The 20,270-nt window shown below is 73.1% G+C and carries 19 protein-coding genes; 13 read left to right on the top strand and 6 right to left on the bottom strand.

Annotation, left to right across the window (positions count from 1 at the left end):
• Positions 1–1,022 precede the first annotated feature (1,022 nt).
• Positions 1,023–2,633 carry a long-chain fatty acid--CoA ligase gene (locus ACFPZN_RS34530; protein WP_378286520.1) on the top strand — a complete coding sequence of 537 codons (1,611 nt, stop codon included), beginning with the start codon at positions 1,023–1,025 and terminating at the stop codon, positions 2,631–2,633.
• A gap of 218 nt (positions 2,634–2,851) precedes the next feature.
• Positions 2,852–4,777 carry a sigma factor gene (locus ACFPZN_RS34525; RefSeq protein WP_378286519.1) on the top strand — a complete coding sequence of 642 codons (1,926 nt, stop codon included), beginning with the start codon at positions 2,852–2,854 and terminating at the stop codon, positions 4,775–4,777.
• A gap of 15 nt (positions 4,778–4,792) precedes the next feature.
• Here ACFPZN_RS34525 and ACFPZN_RS34520 read toward each other — a convergent pair whose 3' ends face one another.
• Positions 4,793–5,623: a MerR family transcriptional regulator gene (locus ACFPZN_RS34520; RefSeq protein WP_378286518.1), complete on the bottom strand. Its 831-nt coding sequence runs from the start codon at positions 5,621–5,623 to the stop codon at positions 4,793–4,795.
• A gap of 33 nt (positions 5,624–5,656) precedes the next feature.
• On the opposite strand from ACFPZN_RS34520, the gene ACFPZN_RS34515 reads away from it, so the two are divergent.
• The 3 genes from ACFPZN_RS34515 to ACFPZN_RS34505 all read left to right on the top strand — a co-directional run bounded on the left by ACFPZN_RS34515 (position 5,657) and on the right by ACFPZN_RS34505 (position 8,212).
• On the top strand, positions 5,657–6,658 hold the full coding sequence (locus ACFPZN_RS34515) for an adenylate/guanylate cyclase domain-containing protein (protein WP_378286517.1): 1,002 nt from the start codon (positions 5,657–5,659) through the stop codon (positions 6,656–6,658).
• A 44-nt stretch (positions 6,659–6,702) separates the two neighbouring features.
• Positions 6,703–7,323, top strand: coding sequence for a DUF1707 SHOCT-like domain-containing protein (locus ACFPZN_RS34510; protein ID WP_378286516.1), 621 nt, complete (start codon positions 6,703–6,705; stop codon positions 7,321–7,323).
• A gap of 208 nt (positions 7,324–7,531) precedes the next feature.
• A complete protein-coding gene (locus ACFPZN_RS34505; protein WP_378286515.1) occupies positions 7,532–8,212 on the top strand; it encodes a hypothetical protein in 681 nt (226 codons plus the stop codon).
• On the opposite strand, the gene ACFPZN_RS34500 is transcribed toward ACFPZN_RS34505, so the two are convergent.
• Complete coding sequence (locus ACFPZN_RS34500) at positions 8,145–9,149, bottom strand: helix-turn-helix domain-containing protein (protein WP_378286514.1); 1,005 nt, start codon at positions 9,147–9,149, stop codon at positions 8,145–8,147. The genes ACFPZN_RS34505 and ACFPZN_RS34500 overlap by 68 nt on opposite strands.
• 71 nt (positions 9,150–9,220) lie before the next feature.
• Here ACFPZN_RS34500 and ACFPZN_RS34495 point away from each other — a divergent pair, with 71 nt between their 5' ends.
• Entirely contained in the window at positions 9,221–9,682 is a 462-nt protein-coding gene (locus ACFPZN_RS34495) for a rhodanese-like domain-containing protein (RefSeq protein ID WP_378286512.1), read from the top strand.
• Positions 9,683–10,042: 360 nt separating this feature from the next.
• Positions 10,043–11,575, top strand: a complete 1,533-nt coding sequence (locus tag ACFPZN_RS34490) for a DEAD/DEAH box helicase (protein ID WP_378286564.1) — start codon at positions 10,043–10,045, stop codon at positions 11,573–11,575.
• 588 nt (positions 11,576–12,163) lie between these two features.
• Here the strand turns inward: ACFPZN_RS34490 and ACFPZN_RS34485 are convergent.
• The gene (locus tag ACFPZN_RS34485) at positions 12,164–12,928 is read right to left on the bottom strand and encodes an acyltransferase (protein WP_378286511.1); all 765 of its coding nucleotides are present in this window, start codon (positions 12,926–12,928) and stop codon (positions 12,164–12,166) included.
• A gap of 143 nt (positions 12,929–13,071) precedes the next feature.
• Positions 13,072–13,524, bottom strand: coding sequence for a hypothetical protein (locus ACFPZN_RS34480; protein ID WP_378286510.1), 453 nt, complete (start codon positions 13,522–13,524; stop codon positions 13,072–13,074).
• Between the two features lie 158 nt (positions 13,525–13,682).
• On the opposite strand from ACFPZN_RS34480, the gene ACFPZN_RS34475 reads away from it, so the two are divergent.
• Together ACFPZN_RS34475 and ACFPZN_RS34470 are read left to right on the top strand one after the other, a co-directional pair.
• Positions 13,683–14,213 (top strand): peptidylprolyl isomerase, encoded by a 531-nt coding sequence (locus ACFPZN_RS34475; RefSeq protein ID WP_378286509.1) that lies wholly within the window; start codon positions 13,683–13,685, stop codon positions 14,211–14,213.
• Positions 14,214–14,250: 37 nt separating this feature from the next.
• Positions 14,251–15,153 carry a rhomboid family intramembrane serine protease gene (locus ACFPZN_RS34470; RefSeq protein WP_378286508.1) on the top strand — a complete coding sequence of 301 codons (903 nt, stop codon included), beginning with the start codon at positions 14,251–14,253 and terminating at the stop codon, positions 15,151–15,153.
• A 365-nt stretch (positions 15,154–15,518) separates the two neighbouring features.
• On the opposite strand, the gene ACFPZN_RS34465 is transcribed toward ACFPZN_RS34470, so the two are convergent.
• Complete coding sequence (locus tag ACFPZN_RS34465; protein WP_378286563.1) at positions 15,519–15,776, bottom strand: cell division protein CrgA; 258 nt, start codon at positions 15,774–15,776, stop codon at positions 15,519–15,521.
• 146 nt (positions 15,777–15,922) lie between these two features.
• Between ACFPZN_RS34465 and ACFPZN_RS34460 the strand changes: the two genes are divergently transcribed.
• The 4 genes from ACFPZN_RS34460 (at position 15,923) to ACFPZN_RS34445 (ending at position 18,204) form a co-directional block, all read left to right on the top strand.
• Positions 15,923–16,603 (top strand): DUF881 domain-containing protein, encoded by a 681-nt coding sequence (locus tag ACFPZN_RS34460; RefSeq protein WP_378286507.1) that lies wholly within the window; start codon positions 15,923–15,925, stop codon positions 16,601–16,603.
• 73 nt (positions 16,604–16,676) lie between these two features.
• The gene (locus ACFPZN_RS34455; RefSeq protein ID WP_378286506.1) at positions 16,677–17,324 is read left to right on the top strand and encodes a class E sortase; all 648 of its coding nucleotides are present in this window, start codon (positions 16,677–16,679) and stop codon (positions 17,322–17,324) included.
• 41 nt (positions 17,325–17,365) lie between these two features.
• Positions 17,366–17,575, top strand: a complete 210-nt coding sequence (locus tag ACFPZN_RS34450; RefSeq protein ID WP_378286505.1) for a hypothetical protein — start codon at positions 17,366–17,368, stop codon at positions 17,573–17,575.
• Positions 17,576–17,583: 8 nt separating this feature from the next.
• On the top strand, positions 17,584–18,204 hold the full coding sequence (locus ACFPZN_RS34445; RefSeq protein ID WP_378286504.1) for an anthranilate synthase component II: 621 nt from the start codon (positions 17,584–17,586) through the stop codon (positions 18,202–18,204).
• A 248-nt stretch (positions 18,205–18,452) separates the two neighbouring features.
• Here the strand turns inward: ACFPZN_RS34445 and pknB are convergent, their stop codons facing one another.
• Entirely contained in the window at positions 18,453–20,258 is a 1,806-nt protein-coding gene (gene pknB / locus ACFPZN_RS34440) for a Stk1 family PASTA domain-containing Ser/Thr kinase (protein ID WP_378286503.1), read from the bottom strand.
• Between the last annotated feature and the right edge of the window lie 12 nt (positions 20,259–20,270).

Here is a 20,270-nt window from a genome sequence, read left to right as displayed (position 1 = left end):
AGAACCGCGACACCCCGCCCGAGAACCACGACACACCCCCGCCAAACCGCGACACGCCGTCCCAGGACCACGACGCGCCGCCCCAAAGCCGCCCCGCGCCCTCACAGAACCGCGACACGCCCCCGCAAAGCCACGACGCGCCGCCCGAGAGCCAGGACGCAGCCGCGCAGAACCGCGACACGCCGCCGCAAGACCGCGACGCGCCTCCCTAGAACCGCGACTCGTCCCCGCAGGCGCGGCCCGCCGCGCCAGGCCCAGGACGCGTCGTCCAGAGCCGGAACGCGCCCGCGCGGAACGGCGACACGCCCCCGCAAGACCGCGACACCCCGCCCCAGAACCGCGACTCGTCCCCGCAGGCGCGGCCCGCCGCGCCAGGCCCAGGACGCGTCGTCCAGAGCCGGAACGCGCCCGCGCAGAACGGCGACACGCCCCCGCAAGACCGCGACGCGCCGCCAGAGCCACGACTCGTTCCTGCAGAAGCGCGATCCGCCCGCCGTCCCAGGACCACGACGCGCCGCCCCGGAGCCACGACGGGCCTCCGCAACACCGCAACGCGCCCGCGCAGAAGCGCGACGCGCCCCAACAAGACCGCGACGCGCCGCCCCAGAGCCGCCTCGCTCCCGCAGAAGCGCGGTCCCTCGCGCCAGGGCCAGGACGCGTCGTCCCAGAGCCGCAACGCACCTCCGCAAAACCGCAACGCGTCTCCGCGAAACCGCGACACGCTGTCCCGGAGCTGGCTCGTTCCCGCCGAGCCAGCCAAACCGCGACGCGCCGCCCCAGAGCCGGGACGTGCCGCCCTGGAGCCATGACGCGTCTCCGCACAACCGCGATGCGGGCCCTTAGAAGCGCGGCGCGTCGGCCGCGAGGCGTCGGCGCGGCGGGTGCCGCGAAGCCGCTATCGCGGTGCGTGTCTGGAGGGGATACGGAGAAAACTGCGGGCGGGTGCTGACATCGGCCGATACTTCGGGCAAGAATCCGGGTTCTGGGATCCACCGAGCTGGAGGTGCGCCGTGTGGAGCACGATGCAGGACTTTCCGCTGACCATCACCTCGATCATGCGCTTCGGCACCGGCGTCTTCGGCGGGAGCGAGGTGATCACCTGGACCGGTGACGGGACCCGCCGGGAGACCTACGCGCGGCTCGGCGAGCGCGCCGCGCGGCTGGCCGGGGCGCTGCGCGGGCTGGGCGTGGACGGCGACCAGCGCGTGGCCACCTTCATGTGGAACAACGCCGAACATCTCGAGGCGTACCTGGCGATCCCCTCCATGGGTGCCGTGCTCCACACCCTGAACCTGCGGCTCTTCCCCGACCAGCTCGTCTACATCGCCAACCACGCCGAGGACCGGGTCGTCATCGTGGACGGCTCGCTGATCCCGCTGCTGGCGCCCGTGCTGCCGCAGCTGAAGACGATCCGGGACGTGATCGTGGTCGGCGAGGGCGACACCGGGCCGCTGGAGGGGGCGGGCAAGGTGCTGCACTCCTACGAGGAGCTGCTCGCCGCGGCGCCCGCCGAGTTCGACTGGCCGGAGATCGACGAGCGTGCGGCGGCCGCCATGTGCTACACCAGCGGCACCACGGGCAATCCCAAGGGCGTGGTGTACTCGCACCGCTCGGCGTACCTGCACTCGATGTCGATCGCGACGGGCAACGCGATGGGGATGAACGCGTCCGACCGGGTGCTTCCGGTGGTGCCGATGTTCCACGCCAACGCCTGGGGCCTGCCGTACGCGGCGATCATGGCGGGGGCGTCGCTGGTCATGCCGGACCGGTTCCTGCAGGCCGAGCCGCTGGTCCGGCTGATCGAGGCGGAGCGCCCCACCATCGCGGGGGCGGTGCCGACGATCTGGGCGGACGTGCTGCGGCACACCAGGGAGCACGGCGCCGACCTCAGCTCGCTGCGGCTGGTGCCGTGCGGCGGTTCGGCGGTGCCGGAGTCGCTGATGCGCGGGTTCGACGACCTCGGCGTGACGATCGTCCAGGCGTGGGGGATGACCGAGACCTCGCCGGTGGCCACGATGGCGCACCCGCCGGTCGGCTCCGGCGGCGAGGACGCCTGGCGGGCCCGGGTGTCGCAGGGCCGCGTCCTGGCCGGGCTGGAGATGCGGATCGTCGGCGACGGCGACGTGGTGCTGCCGCACGACGGCGTGTCGGTCGGCGAGGTGGAGATCCGCGGCCCGTGGATCACCGGCGCGTACCACCTGGACGAGGACCCGTCCCGGTTCAACGACGGCTGGCTGCGCACCGGCGATGTCGGCACGCTGTCCGCCGACGGCTACCTGATCCTCACCGACCGGGCCAAGGACGTGATCAAGTCCGGCGGGGAGTGGATCTCCTCGGTGGAGCTGGAGAACCACCTCATGGCGCATCCCGACGTGCTGGAGGCGGCGGTGGTCGGCGTCCCCGACGAGCGCTGGCAGGAGCGCCCGCTGGCGTCGGTGGTGGTACGGGACGGCGCCGTGCTGACCGCCGAGGAGCTGCGGGGGTTCCTCGGCGACCGGATCCCCAAGTGGCAGCTCCCCGAGCGCTGGTCGTTCATCGAATCCGTGCCCAAGACCTCGGTCGGCAAGTTCGACAAGAAGGTGCTGCGGCGGCGGTACGCGGACGGGGAGCTCACCGTGCGGCACTTCGGCTGACCCCGGCGGGACGGCGTTCGCGCGGCGTTACGGAACGGGTACACCCTGACATCCCCGCAGATACAAAGGGAACGGTCGGTGTCACCCCATGGCCACCTCATTGTCATTTCAAGGGATCAAGTGGTGCGGATGGGGCAGACGGGTGTATGCAGGGTGGGCCGAATACCCAGACGGCCCCGCGAGGGCGGGTCTCCCACATGCCGGTGCCGGGAGCGCGAATGCCCAGGTGGTCCTCCTTCGACACCGCGGCCGACCGACGGTTGGTCCACAGGCTGAACGAAGGCGACGATGGCGCGCTGGCCGCTCTCTACGACGGGTACGCTGAGCGCCTGTACGACTACGTTTTGTCCCTGTCCGGCGAATACAAGATCGCGGCGGACATCGTGCACGACACGTTCATCGACGCCTGCCGCCGCGCGCCGCGGATGCGCGACCACGTGCACCTGCGGTCCTGGCTGTACGGGGCGGCCCGCCGCCGGTGCGTCCTGCGGGGCCGGCCGCGGGCGCTGTTCTGGGAGCCCGATGTCGAGTTCGGTGAGCCGCCCGCGCTGATGGCCGCGGAGCCGGCCCGGGCCGGCGCGGGCGGGAACGCGAGGGGGCTGGGCCGCCGTCCGGGCGGCCCGCCGCTGCCCCGCCGCAGGCCGAAGGAGGACGGCGGGTCCGCGCGGACGGAGATTCCCGCGGCCGAGGAACCGGAGCTGCCGCCGTCCGCCGAGCTGCGCAGGCTCCTGGACGCGTCGCTGGGCCGCCTGGATCCGGGCGACCAGGAGGCGCTGCTGCTGGCCGTGCGGCACGGGCTGCTCCCCTCCGAGATCGGCATCGTGCTGGGCATCTCCTCGCGCCGCGCCGCCGCGCGCGTGGCACGCTCCCGGTCCGCGCTGGAGTCCGCGTACGAGACCGAGCTGATGCTGCTGACCGAACGCTGCGTCGCCGAACGGCGCACCCCGCCGGCCGTGGAGGTCGCGGACGCGGAGGCGGAGCTGCTCGCCCGTACCGAGTCCGTGCAGGGCCGCGCGGAGGACGAGCAGGCGAGCACCGTTGTCGGCGGAGCGGCCGCGAAGAAGCCGCCCGTCCCCGAGCCGGACGACACCGAGGGCGACGACGAAGACGGCCAAGCCGCGCAGGAGCGATCCGAACGGCGCCGCGGCCCGGCCTCGCGGCGGACCGCCGCGGGCGTCCTGCCCGGCCGCGCGCGCCGTTCCGCGCCGCCCTCGCGCCGTCCGCCCCAGCGTGGGAACGCGCCGTCCAGCGGCGGCCCCGGCGGGGCGAAGCGCGCGGCCGGGCGGCGCACTCAGCAGCCCCCGGGCGGCGCGGCGTTCGACGACCACGCGTGCGACGACTGCGACCGCCGCGCCGCCGTCTACCCGGCCGCGCTGCTCGCGCTGGCGCCCTCGCCCGTGCTGCCCGCCGCGCTGCGGCACCGGGTCGTCCACACCGCCACCGATCCCGAGCTGGCCGGCTACCGGGCCGACATCGCGGCCCGCGGCGGCGGGCTGACCCCGGCGGGACTGCCGAGCCAGCCGGACATGCCGTCGCCGTTCACCAAGCGGTGGCTGTTCGCGGGCGGCGGCATGGCCGGGGCTCTGGTGACGGCGGTGCTGGCCGCGCTGATGATGGGTCCGGGGCTGGGCAACCCGACGATCTACTGGCCGCCGTTCCACACCCGCCCGCAGCCGTCCATCACCGAGCAGTCGCCGGGGGCGCAGGGCCACGAACGCGACCAGCGGCGTCCCCCGCAGGCGCAGGCGCCGTCCGCGCCGGGTGCCCGGCCGCCGCTGAACCCGCAATCCAACGAGCGGGAGACACCGCGGCCGTCGCCGACGGTGCCGGCCCCGCCCGCGCCGCCCAGGCCGGGCACGCTCGCGGTCAGCCCGGCGAAGGTGGAGCTGTACGGCACCAAGACGGGGAGCGTGCGGGTGAGCGCGCTGCGCGGTCCGGTGGAGTGGAACGCGGTGTCGTCGTCCGAGCAGGTGAGCGTGTCGCAGCCGCGCGGCGACCTGGATCGGGACGGGACCGCCGATCTCACGATCACGCTGAGCACCGGGCTGATCAACCTGCCGGGCGAGGCGACGGTCACGTTCATCGACCCCACGACCGGCGACTCGCGCCAGGTCACGGTCGTCTGGGGCGCGTCCCTGCTCTGACCCCGCCCCGGGTGCTCAGCTCCGGGAGGCGTCCGCGGCCGCGGCCATGTGGTCGCGGATCTCCTCCAGCTGGGTGCCGAGGGCGGCCTGCACGCGGGTCTCCATGGCGCGGGCGATGAACGGGTCGACGACCATCTTCACCAGCGGCCGCATCCGCCGCACCATCGCCGCGATCTCCGCGACGTCGTCGCCGCCCGGCACGGACTCGTCGGTGTCGCGCTGGAAGACGTGCTCGCGCACCAGGTTGACGAACCGGCCGGCGATCACGTCGCAGTCGTCGCGGATCTGCTCGGCGATGTCGAGCACCGACTCCAGCGGGATCCCGGCGGCGACCAGTTCGGCGCCCACGTGCAGCAGCCGCGGGCTCGGCACCCGGTAGTGGTCGCCGCCGGCGGGCTCGACCAGGCCGAGCCGGACGGTGCGGTCGAGCATCCGGGCGATCTCGGCGGGGTCCAGGTCGGGCCCGAAGGCGGACCGCAGCTCCTCCAGCGTGGTGGTGCCGGGGATCTCGTCCGACCACGGATCGGTGAGCACCTTCTCCAGGCCCAGGACCTCGCCGACGTCCTTGCCGGTCTCCCAGGCCGACAGCAGGTCCTTGATGATCGCGAAGGTGTAGCCGCGGCCGAGCAGCTTGCCGATCAGGCGCAGCCGGGCCAGATGGGAGTCGTCGTAGATGCCGACCCGGCCCTCCAGGCGCGGTGGGGGCAGCAGCCCCCGGTCCTGGTAGGCCCGGATGTTGCGGACGGTGCCGCCCGCCGCCTGGGCCAACTCGTCGATTCGGTACTCGGCCATGCCCCGCCCGCCGGTCTCGGATTCCTTGACCGCCTTGATCTTACGCGCCACCATTGTGACATCGATCGATGACACATAGAGGTGGTCATGGCGGGTCCCCAGGAGGCCCAGGATATCGAGGAGAAGCTCCTCGGCGGTCCGACGCGTTACACCCGCGAGCAGGTCGAAGAGCGTTCCGGGATCCCCGAGGAGCAGGCCCGCGCCATCTGGCGGGCGCTCGGCTTCCCCGTCCCGCCCGACGACGAGGTCGCCTTCACCGAGGGCGACCTGCTCGCGCTCCGCGAGATCAAGGAACTGCTCGCGCACGACCTGGTGGACGAGGACATGGTGCTGCGGCTGTCCCGCGCGGTCGGGCAGACCATGGGACGGCTCGCCAGCTGGCTGGGCGACGTCTGGCTGCAGCGGTTCAGCGAACGGCTCCCGCCGGACGAGCCGGTCACCGAGGAGGCCGTCATCGCCGCCCTGGAGGCCACCGAGGAGTTGCGGCCCGCGTTCGAGCGGCTGCTGATGCACGGCTGGCGCCGCCAGCTGGCCGCCGCGGGCCTGCGCGCCGCCGGCGCCACCGCCACCGCGACCGCCGACCCGGCCGCGGGCGTCGCCCGGCTCGCGACCGGCTTCGCCGACATCGTGTCCTTCACCCGGATGAGCCGGCGGATGGAGGGCGGCGAGCTCGCCGAGTTCGTGGAACGCTTCGAGACCACCGTCACCGAGATCGTCGCCGAGCACGGCGGCCGGATCATCAAGACGCTCGGAGACGAGGTCCTGTTCGTCGCCGACGACCCCGCCGCGGCCGCCGAGATCGGTCTCGGCGTCGCCGGGCGCTGCGAGGACGACCCCGGCTTCCCGCGCGTCCGGGTCGGGATGGCCTACGGCGAGGTGGTCCTCCGCCTGGGGGACGTCTTCGGCACCCCGGTCAACATGGCCGCACGGCTCACCGCCACCGCGTACCCCGGCACGGTCCTGGCCGACGGCGACCTCGCCGCCGCGCTGCCGTCCGGCGCGTACGACATCTCCTCCCTGCGCCCCCGGCCCCTCCAGGGGCTGGGACGCGTCCGGCCGCGCCTCCTCCGCCGCCCCCGCACCACCTGAGCCCCGTCCGGTCGATCTTGGTCTTCGGGGGTACGGATGCGGGCATGGCCGACAACTGGGAGAAGGCCCCGGCGCACCCGACCCGCCTGGACCGCGCCAAAGGCGGCAACCGCGGGGACGTCTCGGAGGCGGAGCGGCACGCCGTCGTCACCCGCCTCAACCGGGCCTGCGGCGAGGGGCTGCTGAGCCTGGCGGAGTACAGCGAGCGGCTGCACGAGGCGGAGCTCGTCCGGACGCGCGCCGAACTGGACCGGCTCGTCGACGACATCCCCGCCGCCGACCCCGGAGCCCCCGAGACGCCGGAGGTCCGCACCGAGTGGCACGTGGCGCCCGTGGGCGGGCTGCGCCGGCACGGGCACTGGCACATGGACCGGCACCTGGTCTCCCTGACCGTCATCGGCGGCACCCACCTCGACCTCCGGAACGCCGAACTGGCGGCGCCCGAGGTCACCCTGACCAAGGTCTCCCTGCTCGGCCAGGTGACGGTCTGCGTGCCGCGCGGCGTGCGCGTGATCCTGGAAGGGCGCAGCCTGCTCGGCCTCCCAGCCCTCTTCGCCGGCGGGCAGGACGAAGGTCGCGGAGACGCTGCGCCGGACGCGCCCACCCTCCGGATACGGGTGTTCTCACTCCTGGGCGGCGTGACCGTCCAGACCCCGGCCCCCTGAGAGGGCGCGGCGTCACTGGGGCTGACCGTATTGTCCCGCCAGGCCCGACAAGCTCAGCGAATCCGCAGGTCATCACTCCTTTGAGGGAGACCGGCGGGCCAATGCGAGACGTGCGGGGGAGATCGGGAACCGCTCCCGGCGGCGATCCCCGTCCGCGTCGCCCGCCGGGAGGATCAGGGCATCTCATCGGCCCCCAGGAGAGACGTCCGTGGACACCGCACTTCCAGGCCGCCGCGTCGGCCCCCTCGAAACGCCGACCCGTTTCGCCTTCCATGCCGCGCCGGCCTGCATGCTGGTGTACGGCGTCGTCCGCGTCTTCGACGGGCGCGACGGGCAGTACGGCCCGGGCTTGGCCTGGACCGTCGGGCACGTCTTCTTCCTGGCCGCGCTGCTCCTGCTCGGAGTGGTCATCGCCGGCCTGTACCGCACCGTGCCCACCGGTGGACGGGCCGGGCGGGCGGCCGCGGCGGTCGCGGCCGTCGTCGGGCTCGCCGGGCTGCTGACCTTCGTCCGCGTCGCCGTCGTCGACATCGTCGTCGGGCTGCGCGCCGCCGACGCCACCGAGAAGCGCGCGCTGGCCCGGCTGTACGCCGACGCCCCCGACGTACTGCCCAAGTTGCTCTACGACATCGGCCCGCTGTTCTTCGAGCTCGGCCTGTTCGCCCTCCTCCTGCACCTCGCCCTGGGACGCCCGCAGCGCGTGTCGTGGTGGTCGTTGGCGCTGATCGCCTTCGGCTTCCTGGCCATCACCGTCGAGCTCGACCTGCTGCCGGTCGCGGCCGCGCTCATCTGGCTGGGGATGGCCTCCATCGACGGGACGGCTAGGAGGCGAGGGCCGTCCGGAACGTCCGCCGGTACGCCGACGGCGAGGTCCTCATCGCCCGGGTGAAGTGGCGGCGGAAGGTGGCCGGGCTCTCGAAGCCGACCAGCGCCCCGACCCGTTCGACCGGCACGGTCCCCTCCTCCAGCAGCGGCAGACTGGCGAGCACCCGCTGGTGGATCACCCAGCGCAGCGGGCTGGTCCCGGTCTGCCGCGCGAAGTGCCGGATGAACGTGCGCGGCGCCAGCCGGGCCCGCCGGGCCAGCTCCGCGACGGTGATCGGCTCGGCGAGATGCTCCAGCGCCCACGCCATGCTGCGCGCCACCGGGTCGTCGGCGTCCGGCTCCGGGACGGCGGCCTCCACGAACTGCGCCTGCCCGCCGTCCCGGTGCGGCGGGACGACCAGCCGCCGCGCCACCGCGTTGGCGACCCGGGCGCCGTGGTCCTTGCGCACCAGGTGCAGGCACAGGTCGAGCCCGGCGGCGCTGCCCGCGCCGGTGAGCACGTCGTCGCCGTCCACGTACAGGACGCCGGGGTTCACCCGGACGCGCGGGTGGCGGAGGCGCAGCAGGTCGGCGTAACGCCAGTGGGTGGTGGCCTCGCGGCCGTCCAGCAGCCCGGCGGCGGCGAGCGCGAACGCGCCCGAGCAGATCGACACGACGCGGGCGCCGCGGCCGTGGGCGGCGCGCAGCGCGTCCAGGACCGGCTCCGGCACGTCGCCGCGCACGTCCGGCACGGCCACCACCATGACGGTGTCGGCGGCGGCGAAGTCGTCCAGGTCATGCCCGGCGGTCACGGTGAAGCCGCCGACCGCCCGCATCGGGCCGCGTTCGAGCGAGCAGACGCGCAGGTCGTACCAGGACGGCACGCCGAGTTCGGGCCGGGGCAGGCCGAACACCTCCACGACCGAGCCGAGCTCGAACGGGGCCATGCCGTCGAAGGCGAGGACCGACACCGTGTGGCGCCGTCCCGCGCCGCCGTCGCGGAGGGGGAGGTCGAAGGGCATGGCGTGATGCTAGCGATGGTCGGCGTTCACGCCACTTCCGGCACTCACCCCTACAACGGGACGATCAGGGCATGACAGCGACGACACGGACGCCCGCCGCCGCCCCGGCCGAGGCCATCGCCCACTTCTCCGCCCGGCTCGCGTTCGAGACCGACGCCGCCGACGTCGCCGCCGACCTCGCGAGCGGCGCCCCCGGCCTCGTGGTCGTGGACTCGCGCGGCGCGGCGGGCTGGGAGCAGGGGCACGTCGCGGGCGCCGTCCACCTGCCGACCGCCGAGATCGCCGGACGGGCCGCCGCCGTGGTGCCGCCGGGCGCCACCGTGGTCGTCTACTGCTGGGGACCCGGCTGCAACGGGGCCACAAGGGCGGCGCTGGAGTTCGCCCGGCTCGGCCACCCGGTCAAGGAGATGCTCGGCGGATTCGAGTACTGGGCCCGCGAGGGACACCCCGTCGAGACCGGCGACGGAAGGCCCGTGCACCGTTCCCCCGACCCGCTCACCGCGCCCGCCCCGGGCGTCGCCTGCGCGTGCTGACCAGGTGATGTGGATCACCAGCGGGGGCGCTGAGACGTGGGAGACTCGGGTATTTCAGGTTTGACCACCGGGACACGGGCATAAGCAGGTACGTCGGCAACGTTAGACTGAGGCAATCACTCTCGACGCCGAACGCGTCAGGCTCGTCCTTGCAGGCCACGGATCTCTCCAGATCTCTTCGCGGTGCCTCCCGAGACGTGCCCCCCTCTCGGAAGGTAATGCGTGACCTCTGTGCCTGCTGGTAGTTCCCTGCCCGCGACCGACCTCCCCTCGGAGAACCTCCCCCCCGCCGCCGCCGCGGCACCCGCTCCCGCCGCCGCCGTCGAGGACGCCGCCGAAGCCGTCCCGACGTTCGCCGAGCTGGGGCTCCCCCACTCCCTCGTGACCGCGCTCGCGCGCCAGGGCATCGAGTCGCCGTTCCCGATCCAGGCCGCCGCGATCCCGGACGTCATGGCCGGACGCGACGTCCTCGGCCGCGGCAAGACCGGGTCCGGCAAGACCCTCGCCTTCGGGCTCCCCCTGCTGGCCCGCCTGGCCGGCCGCCGCGCGGCGCCCAGGCGCCCCCTCGGCCTGATCCTCGTCCCGACCCGGGAGCTCGCCCAGCAGGTCCAGCAGAACCTGGAGCCGCTCGGCCGCGCCCTCGGCCTGCACTTCAAGACCGTCATCGGGCAGACCTCGATGTTCAAGCAGATCGACGCGCTGCGCCGCGGCGTCGAGGTGCTGGTCGCCACCCCCGGGCGGCTCAAGGACCTGATGCGGCAGGGCGCCTGCGACCTGTCCGACATCGAGATCGCGGTGCTGGACGAGGCCGACCACATGGCCGACATGGGCTTCCTGCCCGACGTCACCGACATCCTCGACCAGGCCCGTCCCGGCGGGCAGCGGCTGCTGTTCTCCGCGACCCTGGACCGCGACGTCGACGTCCTGGTGAAGCGGTACCTGAACGACCCGGTCACGCACGCGATCGGCCCGGTCGACGAGTCGGTCGACACCATGGAGCACCACCTGCTGCTGGTGGCGCCCAAGGAGAAGGGCGCCATCACCGCCGAGATCGCCAACCGCGAGGGCCGGACGATCCTGTTCGCCCGCACCAAGCACGGCGTCGACCGGCTGGCCAAGCAGCTCGTCCAGGTCGGCGTGCGCGCGGCCGGGCTGCACGGCGGCAAGAGCCAGGGGCTGCGCACCCGCACGCTGGCCGAGTTCCGTGAGGGCTCCATCAGCGTGCTGGTCGCCACCGACGTCGCCGCCCGCGGCATCCACGTCGACGACGTCACCCTGGTCATGCACGTCGACCCGCCCGCCGACCACAAGGACTACATGCACCGCGCGGGCCGTACGGCGCGCGCGGGCGAGCGCGGCACCGTCGTGACGCTGGTGCTGCCGCACCAGGTCCGCTCCACCTCCGCCATGACCCGCCGCGCCGGCATCAACGCGCCCCGCACCCGGGTCGCGGTCGGCGACGACGAGCTGATCCGCCTCACCGGCGCGCGGACCCCGTCCGGCGTGCCGATCGAGGGCCCGATCATCCCCGACCGCCCGCGCCGCGAGAACGGCCGTGGCGGCCGTCCGGGCGGTGGCCGGCGGGGCGGCGGCGGACGCGGCTTCGGCGGGCGCGGGCCGCGCTCGTACGACCGTCAGGACGGCGCCGAACGCGCCCCGCGCCGCGACGACGCCGGCGGCGACGGCTCCTCGTACGGCAACCGGCGGGAAGGCTCGTACGGCGGCCGCCACGAGGGCGGTCTCGGCGGCGAGCGCCGCGGTGGCGCCCCGTACGGCGTGCGCCGCGGCGGCGGCGGACCGCACGGCGGCAGGCGCGGCGGCTCGTACGGCGGCGGTGGCGGCGGCGGCAAGCGCCGCGACGGCACCGACCGCAGCCCGGCCCGCTACAGCTGACCCACGCTGTGTCTCAAAGTCCCGGCCTACGGCGCTCGCCTGGCGGCTGTGTTTTCGAAGTCCCGGCCTACGGGACTCGCCTGGCGGCTCGCCCCTAACCGGGCCTTTGGCAAGCGCGGCATCGCTTCGCGATCTGGCCGGTGAGGTTCGCCTTCGGCGTCGCCTCACCGGCCAGGTAACGCGCTCGGGCGGTACCCGAGCCACGACGAGACAGGCCCTTCCAGGCCCGGAGTCCGGCCTGGGCAGAGCTGCGCGTCGCCCACCTCAGCCCGGCTTAACGCCCAACCACGCCCCCGGTGCTCACAGCGACCGCGCCCGACCCGACCCGCGCCAGCCCGGCGCGCAAGGTACGGCTCATCCACCTCAATCCGCCCCGGCTCAACGCCCAACCACGCCCCCGGTGCTCACCGCGACCGCGCGCCCGCCCCGACCCGGCGCGCAAGGTACGGCTCGTCCACCTCGATCCGCCCCGGCGTCCGACCGCGACTCCGGTGCTCGCCGCAGCCGGCCACCTGGTTCGGGGGCTGGGCGGGTTCGAGTCCGGCCTTGGTGTCAGCCGGGCCGTGCGAGGGTCGCTGCCCGCCTGCCTCAGCCTGCTTCTTCGCGGAGTTTGTCCTGGAGGATCTGGAGGTCCTGGAGGCCGTCCTCCGACAGCTTGGCGAGCTCCTCCAGGGAGACGATCGTCTCGTTGCGCAGCGGCGGCTGCCAGCCGAGCTCGGCGTCGTAGCTGCGCAGCACCTTGGCCGGGACGCCGCCGATGACGGCGTGGTCGGGGAACTCGCCGCGGACGACGGCGCCGCCCGCGACCGCCACGTTCCGGCCCAGCCGGGTGCCCGGCAGGATGATCGCGCCGGTGCCGATCCAGCAGCCGTCGCCGATCACCACCGGGTTGTTCTCCGGCCACTGCCGCCCGATCGGGGTGCCGGGGTCGCCGTAGGAGTGGTTCTGGTCGGTGATGTAGACGTTGGGGCCGGTGAAGACGTCGTCGCCGATCTCGATCGACTGGTGGCCCACGACGTGCGTGCCCCGGCCGAGTGAGCAGGAGCGGCCGATCCGGATGATGACGTCGGGTCCGAGGTCCAGGCCGGGCACGAACCCGGCGGAGATGGTGCAGTGCGTGCCGACGAGCGTGTGGTCGCCGATGGAGATCCACGGCTCGCCGTAGATGGCGCCTACCGGGAAGCCGATGCAGGCGCCCTCGCCCAGGTGGGCGAACCTGCGGCGGCCGTGCGTCTGGGGGGTGATCTCGCCGTGCCGCTGGATCCACTCCCAGCCGCGGTGCGCGGCGGAGTGCAGGCCACGGCGGGCCTGTGCGGCCAAGCGCTGCCGTATCGAGCTGGTCTTCGGCGACATGGCGTTACCGTACCGGTTGGTAGGCAAGCCGGATAACCGCCCCATTACCGACAACCAACAACGAACCCGACCGGAATCCCCTTCAGGGTCCCGAACAGGGAGAAGGCCCGGCCGTGCGGCCGGACCCTCCCTCACGCCAGTGGCTACGGCGTCCGTACCTGGCCGTCGGCGTCGGCCGGAGCCGTCGTCGTGGCCGACGACCGCCCGGACTCCTGGCCGGCCGGCTCCTGGGCACCACTGCGTCGTGTCAGCAGCGCCCCGGCCAGCCCCACGGCGGAGGCTGCCGCCACCATCGTCATCGCGACGTTCCTGCCCTTGCGGACGGGATGCGGCGGTTCCACGCGGCGGGCGGCGTTCGACAGCATCGCCCCCATCCGCGGGCCCAGCTCGGTCTCGACGTAGGTGCCGGCCTTGCGCAATCTCGGCGCACTCCAGCCGCGGGCGACCAGAACACGTCCGGCGGCCACGTCACGGGTGCTCCGCGCCGCCGGCCCGACCCGCCCGGCCGCGCCCGACGCGCCCTGGCGGCACGCCGCCTGCATACGGCCCAGCCTGGTCAGGGCCTCCTCGTGCGGCTTCCGGCGGATACTCATCATTAGGGACACGCTAACCTCCCTGTTTGCGAGGTCCTGCACAGCAGCCTTCCCGGCGAGCGGGAGGTAAACATCGGGAGCGTTACCACACGAACACCCTCGGTGGTGCGGGAGACATGCCGGAGACGGCGCACATTCGACGACGAGGAGGGCGGCCAGCAGTGGCTGAACAACTCTTTGCGACGCTCAACACCAACCACGGCAAGATCGTCGTGCAGCTCTACCCGGACAAGACCCCGATCACGGTGGACAACTTCGTCTCCCTGGCGGAGGGCACCCGGGTCTGGACCCACCCGGCCACCGGCGAGAAGAAGCAGGAGCCGCTCTACAACGGGACGATCTTCCACCGGGTCATCGACAACTTCATGATCCAGGGCGGCGACCCGATCGGCCGCGGCACCGGCGGCCCGGGCTACGAGTTCCAGGACGAGTTCCACCCGGACCTGAAGTTCGACCGGCCGTACCTGCTGGCCATGGCCAACGCCGGGCCCGGCACCAACGGCTCGCAGTTCTTCATCACCACCAACGTCGCGGCCACCGCGCACCTCACCGGCCGGCACACCATCTTCGGCAAGGTGATCGAGGGCACCAACGTGGTGGACGCGATCTCGGCCGTGCAGAAGGGCCGGGGCGACCGTCCCGTGAACGATGTCGTCATCGAGTCGGTGACGATCGAGCGGCGCCAGTCGTAATACTGAGAGAGACCCCGCAAGTCCGACGGAGCGCCGCATGAGCACAGATCCCAGTCCCGCCCCCGGGCCCGACACCCCGGTGCCGTCCTGCTACCGGCACCCGGGCCGGGAGACCTACGTCCGCTGCACCCGGTGCGATCGCTACATCTGCCCGGAGTGCATGCGGGACGCGGCGGTGGGACACCAGTGCGTGGAGTGCGTGGCGGAGGGCCAGAAGGGCGTCCGCCAGGCGCGCACGGTGCTCGGCGCGCGCGCCTCCGGGTCGCAGACGCCGGTGGTGACCTACACCCTCATCGGCCTGTGCGTCCTGGCCTACCTGGGCGAGGTGGCCTCCGAGCAGGTCGTGCGCGAGTTCATGATGCTCGGCCTGGGCGCGATGCAGGGCGGGACGCTGGTCGGGGTGGCCGAGGGCGAGTGGTACCGCCTGCTCACCTCGATGTTCCTGCACCAGCCGCCGCAGAGCGGAGGGTTCGGCCTCACCCACATCCTGTTCAACATGTGGGCGCTGTGGGCGATCGGCCCGCAGCTGGAGCAGCTGCTGGGGCGCTGGCGCTTCCTGGCGCTCTACATGCTGTCGGGGCTGGGCGGCTCGGTGCTGCTCTACCTGGTCGATCCGTTCGACGCGGCGGTGGGCGCCTCGGGGGCCATCTTCGGCCTGTTCGCGGCGTACTTCGTCATCGGCCGGAAGCTGGGCGGGCAGGTCGGGCCGATCGTGTTCCTGCTGGTGCTCAACCTGGTGATCACGTTCGCGGTGCCGAGCATCTCCTGGGAGGGGCACATCGGCGGGCTGGCCACCGGGGCGGTGCTGGCCGTGGCGTACGCGTACGCGCCGAAGGCCCGGCGGCAACTGGTGCACGTCGCGGCGTCCGCGGCCGTGCTGGTGCTGCTCGTGGCGCTGGTGCTGGTGAAGACGTCCGAGCTGATGTCGGGCGTGTCCTGACCGGCGGCCCCGCGGCCGACCGGAATGCCTCCGGCGCCACGGCCGCCCTGATCACGGGCAGGGGCCGGCGGTCTCCGGGCTACAAGCGGGCTGCAGGGGGAGTGCCGTCGCGTGGGAGCGGGGCGGCACGCCCCCTCCGCGCTCAGGGCGCGATCCGGGCGCTACCCCACACCCCGGGCGGCACGGCCCGCGCACCTGTGGAAAACCTGGGGATAACGTGTGCACTCATCCCCAGCCTGTGGATAACAATCGTGGATTAGCCGGCCGGAAAGCGGGTACCCGCGGCCGCCGGGCGCCGTCCGACACCCCGGGGACCGGTCCGGGCACCCGGGACGCCCCGTCCCGTCCAGCCGCCGTTCACCCGATCAGCGCCAGCGTGTGGACAGCACGACGCCCAGAATGATCGCGGTGAAGCCGATCCCGAGGTTCCAGTTGCCCAGATCGCTCATGAACGGCACGTTGGTCCCGGTGCTGGCCGTCACGTAGAACGTGGCGATCCAGGCCAGGCCGACCAACCACAGGCCGATCATCGTCGGGACCAGCCAGCGCGGGCTGACCTGCGGCGCCTGGGACTTCTGCGGCGGAGTGTAGACGGCCTTCTTGCGCACTTTGGACTTGGCCACGGTGGCTTCGATCTCCTCGGGCGGCGGCGGCCGGAGCGCCGGACCGCACATGTGTGGATTGTCGGTTAGCGTAGTCGCTGGTGAGCAGCGTACGACGTCCAGCGTGGGGAAGCATCATCCCAGCCCTCACGCTTCTTGCGGGAACCTTGTTCGCGGCCGGCGCGAGCACGTCCCGCGGCACCGACCTGCGCGAGGACGGGCGCACCCGCATCACCGAACTGATCGGCGCCGAGCAGCGCCGCACCCGCCAGGCCCGCACCGACTACCGGCGGCTGCGGCACGAGGTCGACGCCCTGTCCCGTCTCGCGGGCCGCGACGACGCCCGTGTCGAGGACGCCCGGGCCCGCGCCGACCGGCTGGCCGCGCGCTCCGGCTTCGCCCCGCTGACGGGCCCCGGAGTGCGCGTCACCCTGGACGACGCCCCGCACACCGGAGACTACCCCCGCGGGGCCGGTCCCGACGACCTCGTCGTGCACGAATCGGACGTCCAGGGCGTCGTGAACGCCCTGTGGGCGGGCGGAGCGCTCGGGATGCAGATCATGGACCAGCGGGTGATCTCGACGAGCGCCGTGCGCTGCGTGGGCAATACCCTCATCCTCCAGGGGGTCGTGTACTCGCCGCCGTTCCGGATCACGGCCGTCGGCGATCCCGCCCGGCTGCGCGCCGCGCTGGACGCCTCCCCCGAGGTAAAGATCTATAAAAGGTATGTGCGCGAGTACGGCCTGGGCTACGCGGTGCGCACCGCGCGGCACGCGGCGCTGCCCGCGTACACCGGGAACGTGACGATGCGGCATGCGACGGTGCCGTCCGATCCGGGCCGGAACTGACCGGGACCGAACGGGACCGAACGGGACCGAACGGGACGGCCGGGACGGGCCGGGCGGCGGAAGGGGATGCGCGGTGCGGGTGATCATCCGTGGGCTGGGCGAGCTGTGCATCACCGCGGGGCTGATCGTGCTGCTGTTCGTGACCTACCAGCTGTGGGGCACCGGCCGCTACACCCAGGGCCAGCAGGACCGGCTCGGCCGGGAGCTCATGGACTCCTGGCGGGCCGCGCAGGTCACCCGGGAGCAGGTCAAGCTGGGCGAGGGCCTGGCGATGATCCGCATCCCGCGGTTCGGCGCGAAGTTCCGGTACGTGATCGTCGAGGGCGTCAAGCAGTCCGACCTGCGCAAGGGGCCCGGCCACTACCCCGGCAGCGCGCTGCCCGGGCAGGTCGGCAACTTCGTCGTCTCCGGGCACCGCACCACCTACTCGGCGCCCTTCAACCGCGCCGGCGAGCTGCGCAAGGGCGACCGGATCCTCATCGACACCCGCGACCGCCAGTTCGTCTACCACGTGACCGGGCGCCGGATCGTCAAGCCGACCGCGGTGGAGGTCACCGCGCCCGTCCCGGGCCGTCCCAAGGAGCGGCCGACCAAGAAACTGATCACGCTCACCACCTGCCATCCGAAGTACTCCGCCGCCGAGCGGATGATCATCTTCGGTGAGCTGGTGTCGGAGATGCGCCGGGCCGCGCCGGTGGCGTCCGCCCAGGGCGGCCGCTAGCCCGGCCGCCCCGCACGGGAAAGGAGAAGGAGCGAGCAGCGATGTACGCCTGGATCTGGCGGCACCTGCCCGGCCGGTGGCAGACCAAGACCGCCGTCGCGCTCGGGCTCGTCCTGGCCGTCTGCCTCGTCCTCTGGTTCGCGGTGTTCCCCTGGGTGGAACCCAAGATCCAGTTCGACCGGGGCGTCGTCGAGCACGGCGCGCCCGCCTCCCCCGGCCCCGCCCCGGCCACCACCACCGGACGCCCCTGAGCGCCGCCGTGCCCGCACCCCGCGTCCTGGTCGTGGACAACCACGACAGCTTCGTCTTCAACATCGTCCAGTACCTGCGCGAGCTGGGCGCCGACTGCCGTGTGCTCGACCGGTCGCACGCCGCCCTCGGCGACGCGGACGGCGTGGACGGGGTGCTGCTGAGCCCCGGCCCCGGCCACCCGGCCGACGCCGGGATCTGCCTCGACCTCGTCCGGCACGCCGAACGGCACCGCCTGCCCCTCCTCGGCGTCTGCCTCGGCCACCAGGTGATCGCGCACGTGCACGGGGCGACCGTGGCCCGCGCCCCCGAACTCGTCCACGGCTACACCAGTCCCGTCCACCACGACGGGCGCGGCGTCTTCGAGGGGCTGCCGGACCCGTTCGCCGCGACGCGCTACCACTCCCTCGCCGTCGCCCCGGAGACGATCGCGCCCGCCACCGCCGCCGGGCGGGCGCTGGAGGTCACCGCCCGCACCCCGGACGGGGTGGTGATGGGCCTGCGCCACCGCGCCCGGCCGGTGGAGGGCGTCCAGTTCCACCCCGAGTCCGTGCTGTCCGAGCAGGGCCACCGCCTCCTCGGAAACTGGCTCCGGACCTGCGGATCCGCCGCACGGCCCGGCCCTCCGTGACCCGGTCTCCGGTCGAATCAGAAAAAAGTCGGAGAAACCCGTAACATCCAGGCGCCATCCTCCGAAGTTCAAGATGAGAGCTTCCGCCATTGCCCCCGAGTGGCGGAAGCTCTCTCCTTTTCTCCGGGCTCACCGCATCGGAGATCGCCTGCCAACGCCACGGGCCCCGCCCCTCCGCACTGGAGGAGCGGGGCCCGTGTCCGCGTTCAGGACCGGTTCAGAACGGGCTCAGGACGGCCGGACGGCCCTCACTCGTCGCCCCCGTTCCCCGGGACCGGGATCGACGGCCCCGGCTCCGACGGCGACGGCGACGGCCGCGCCGCGACATGGATGGTGATCGTGTCACCCGGCGCCACGGTCGCGTCCGGGCCGGGCTCGTGCGCGAACACCTGCCCCGGCGCCACCTGCTTGTCCGGCGGCGCGGGCTCGACGACCGTCTTGCACTTCAGCCCGAGCTGCGCCAGCTGGCCGCACGCCGACCGCTGGCTGGCGTTGAACAGGTTGGGCACCTTGATGTTGCTCGGCCCCGCCGAGACGTAGAGCGTGACCGTCTCGCCCTTGGGCACCCGCTGGCCCCCGCCGGGGTCGCTGCGGATCACGCTGTTGCGCGGCACCGAGTCGTTCGTGGCGATCTTCCGCTCGATGTCGAAGCCCTTGCTCTCCAGCAGCTGCTTGGCCACGACGTACGGCTTGTTCGCGACGTCGGGGACCTCGACCAGCGCGGGCGGCCTCCTGCCCTTGGAGACCACCAGGCTGACCGCCGAGCCCTTCTCCACGTTCGCCCCGGGCGCCGGTGTGGTGCTGATGACGTGGTCCTTCTTGACCTCGCTGTTCCAGTCTTCCTTGACCTCGCCTACCTCCAGGCCGGCCTTCACCAGCTGGGCCTTGGCGTCGGCCTGCGACACGTTCACGATCGCGCTCGGCACCGCCACCGTGTCGGGCTCGCCGTCGCGCGTCACCGCCCAGCCGATCAGCCCCGCGCCGCCGATGAACACCGCGGCCAGCGCCAGCCACAGCGCCACCTTCTTGCCGGCGCCGGCGCGCTCGGGATGCCGGTCGTCGTAGTGGACGGGCGGCAGGTCGTAGCCGGTGTGCCCGCCCGGCCGCTGCACCTGCGTGCGGGCCGGACCGCCGCCCGGAACGGCCCCCATCACCTGGGTGCCCTGCGGCTGCGCGCCCATCAGCATCGTCGAGGCCGCCGTGGACGACACCGGCTGCCCCTGCAGGACCCGCTGGATCTCCTGCCGGAACTCGTTGGCGTTCTGGTAGCGGTGGTCGGCGTCCTTCGCCATCGCCTTCAGCACCATGGCGTCCGCCCAGTGCGGGATGTCCGGATCCACCTGCGACGGCGGGACCGGCTCCTCCCGGACGTGCTGGTAGGCGATCGCGACCGGCGAGTCGCCGGTGAACGGCGGCCTGCCCGTCAGCAGCTCGTACAGCACGCAGCCGGTGGAGTAGATGTCGCTGCGCGCGTCCACCCGCTCCCCGCGGGCCTGCTCCGGCGACAGGTACTGGGCCGTGCCGATCACCTGCGCGGTCTGCGTCATCGTGGCCGCCGAGTCGGCCATGGCCCGGGCGATGCCGAAGTCCATGACCTTGACCTCGTGGCCGCGGGTCAGCATCACGTTGGCGGGCTTGATGTCACGGTGCACGATGCCGCCGCGGTGGCTGTAGTCCAGCGCCCGCAGGATCCCGTCGGTGATCTCCAGGGCCTTCTCGGGCAGCAGCGCGCGGTTCTCGCGGAGCAGGTCGCGCAGCGTGCTGCCGTCGACGTACTCCATGACGATGTAGGGGATCGGGGTGTCGCCGATGACGTCCTCGCCGGTGTCGTACACGGCGATGACCGAGGGGTGGTTGAGCGAGGCCGCGGACTGCGCCTCCCGCCGGAAACGGGCCTGGAACGTCGGGTCGCGCGCCATGTCCGACCGCAGGGTCTTGACCGCGACCACGCGATCGAGGCGCAGGTCTCTGGCACGGTAGACCTCGGCCATGCCGCCGCGCCCGATGACGGTATCGAGCTCGTAGCGACCGCCGAGCAGCCGAGGTTGGCTCATATGTGTACTTTC

Source organism: Actinomadura rugatobispora, from assembly GCF_042656285.1.
In the GTDB taxonomy this organism is placed as follows: domain Bacteria; phylum Actinomycetota; class Actinomycetes; order Streptosporangiales; family Streptosporangiaceae; genus Spirillospora; species Spirillospora rugatobispora.
Note: the sequence above shows the minus strand (reverse complement) of the source record. Positions and strands in the feature narration are given on the sequence as shown.

Coding starts and splice junctions, on each gene's coding strand:
- ACFPZN_RS34530 (WP_378286520.1), top strand. CDS start 1,023: ATGCAGGACTTTCCGCTGACCATCACCTCGATCATGCGCTTCGGCACC.
- ACFPZN_RS34525 (WP_378286519.1), top strand. CDS start 2,852: ATGCCCAGGTGGTCCTCCTTCGACACCGCGGCCGACCGACGGTTGGTC.
- ACFPZN_RS34520 (WP_378286518.1), bottom strand. CDS start 5,623: ATGGTGGCGCGTAAGATCAAGGCGGTCAAGGAATCCGAGACCGGCGGG.
- ACFPZN_RS34515 (WP_378286517.1), top strand. CDS start 5,657: ATGGCGGGTCCCCAGGAGGCCCAGGATATCGAGGAGAAGCTCCTCGGC.
- ACFPZN_RS34510 (WP_378286516.1), top strand. CDS start 6,703: ATGGCCGACAACTGGGAGAAGGCCCCGGCGCACCCGACCCGCCTGGAC.
- ACFPZN_RS34500 (WP_378286514.1), bottom strand. CDS start 9,149: ATGCCCTTCGACCTCCCCCTCCGCGACGGCGGCGCGGGACGGCGCCAC.
- ACFPZN_RS34495 (WP_378286512.1), top strand. CDS start 9,221: ATGACAGCGACGACACGGACGCCCGCCGCCGCCCCGGCCGAGGCCATC.
- ACFPZN_RS34485 (WP_378286511.1), bottom strand. CDS start 12,928: ATGTCGCCGAAGACCAGCTCGATACGGCAGCGCTTGGCCGCACAGGCC.
- ACFPZN_RS34480 (WP_378286510.1), bottom strand. CDS start 13,524: ATGATGAGTATCCGCCGGAAGCCGCACGAGGAGGCCCTGACCAGGCTG.
- ACFPZN_RS34470 (WP_378286508.1), top strand. CDS start 14,251: ATGAGCACAGATCCCAGTCCCGCCCCCGGGCCCGACACCCCGGTGCCG.
- ACFPZN_RS34450 (WP_378286505.1), top strand. CDS start 17,366: ATGTACGCCTGGATCTGGCGGCACCTGCCCGGCCGGTGGCAGACCAAG.
- pknB (WP_378286503.1), bottom strand. CDS start 20,258: ATGAGCCAACCTCGGCTGCTCGGCGGTCGCTACGAGCTCGATACCGTC.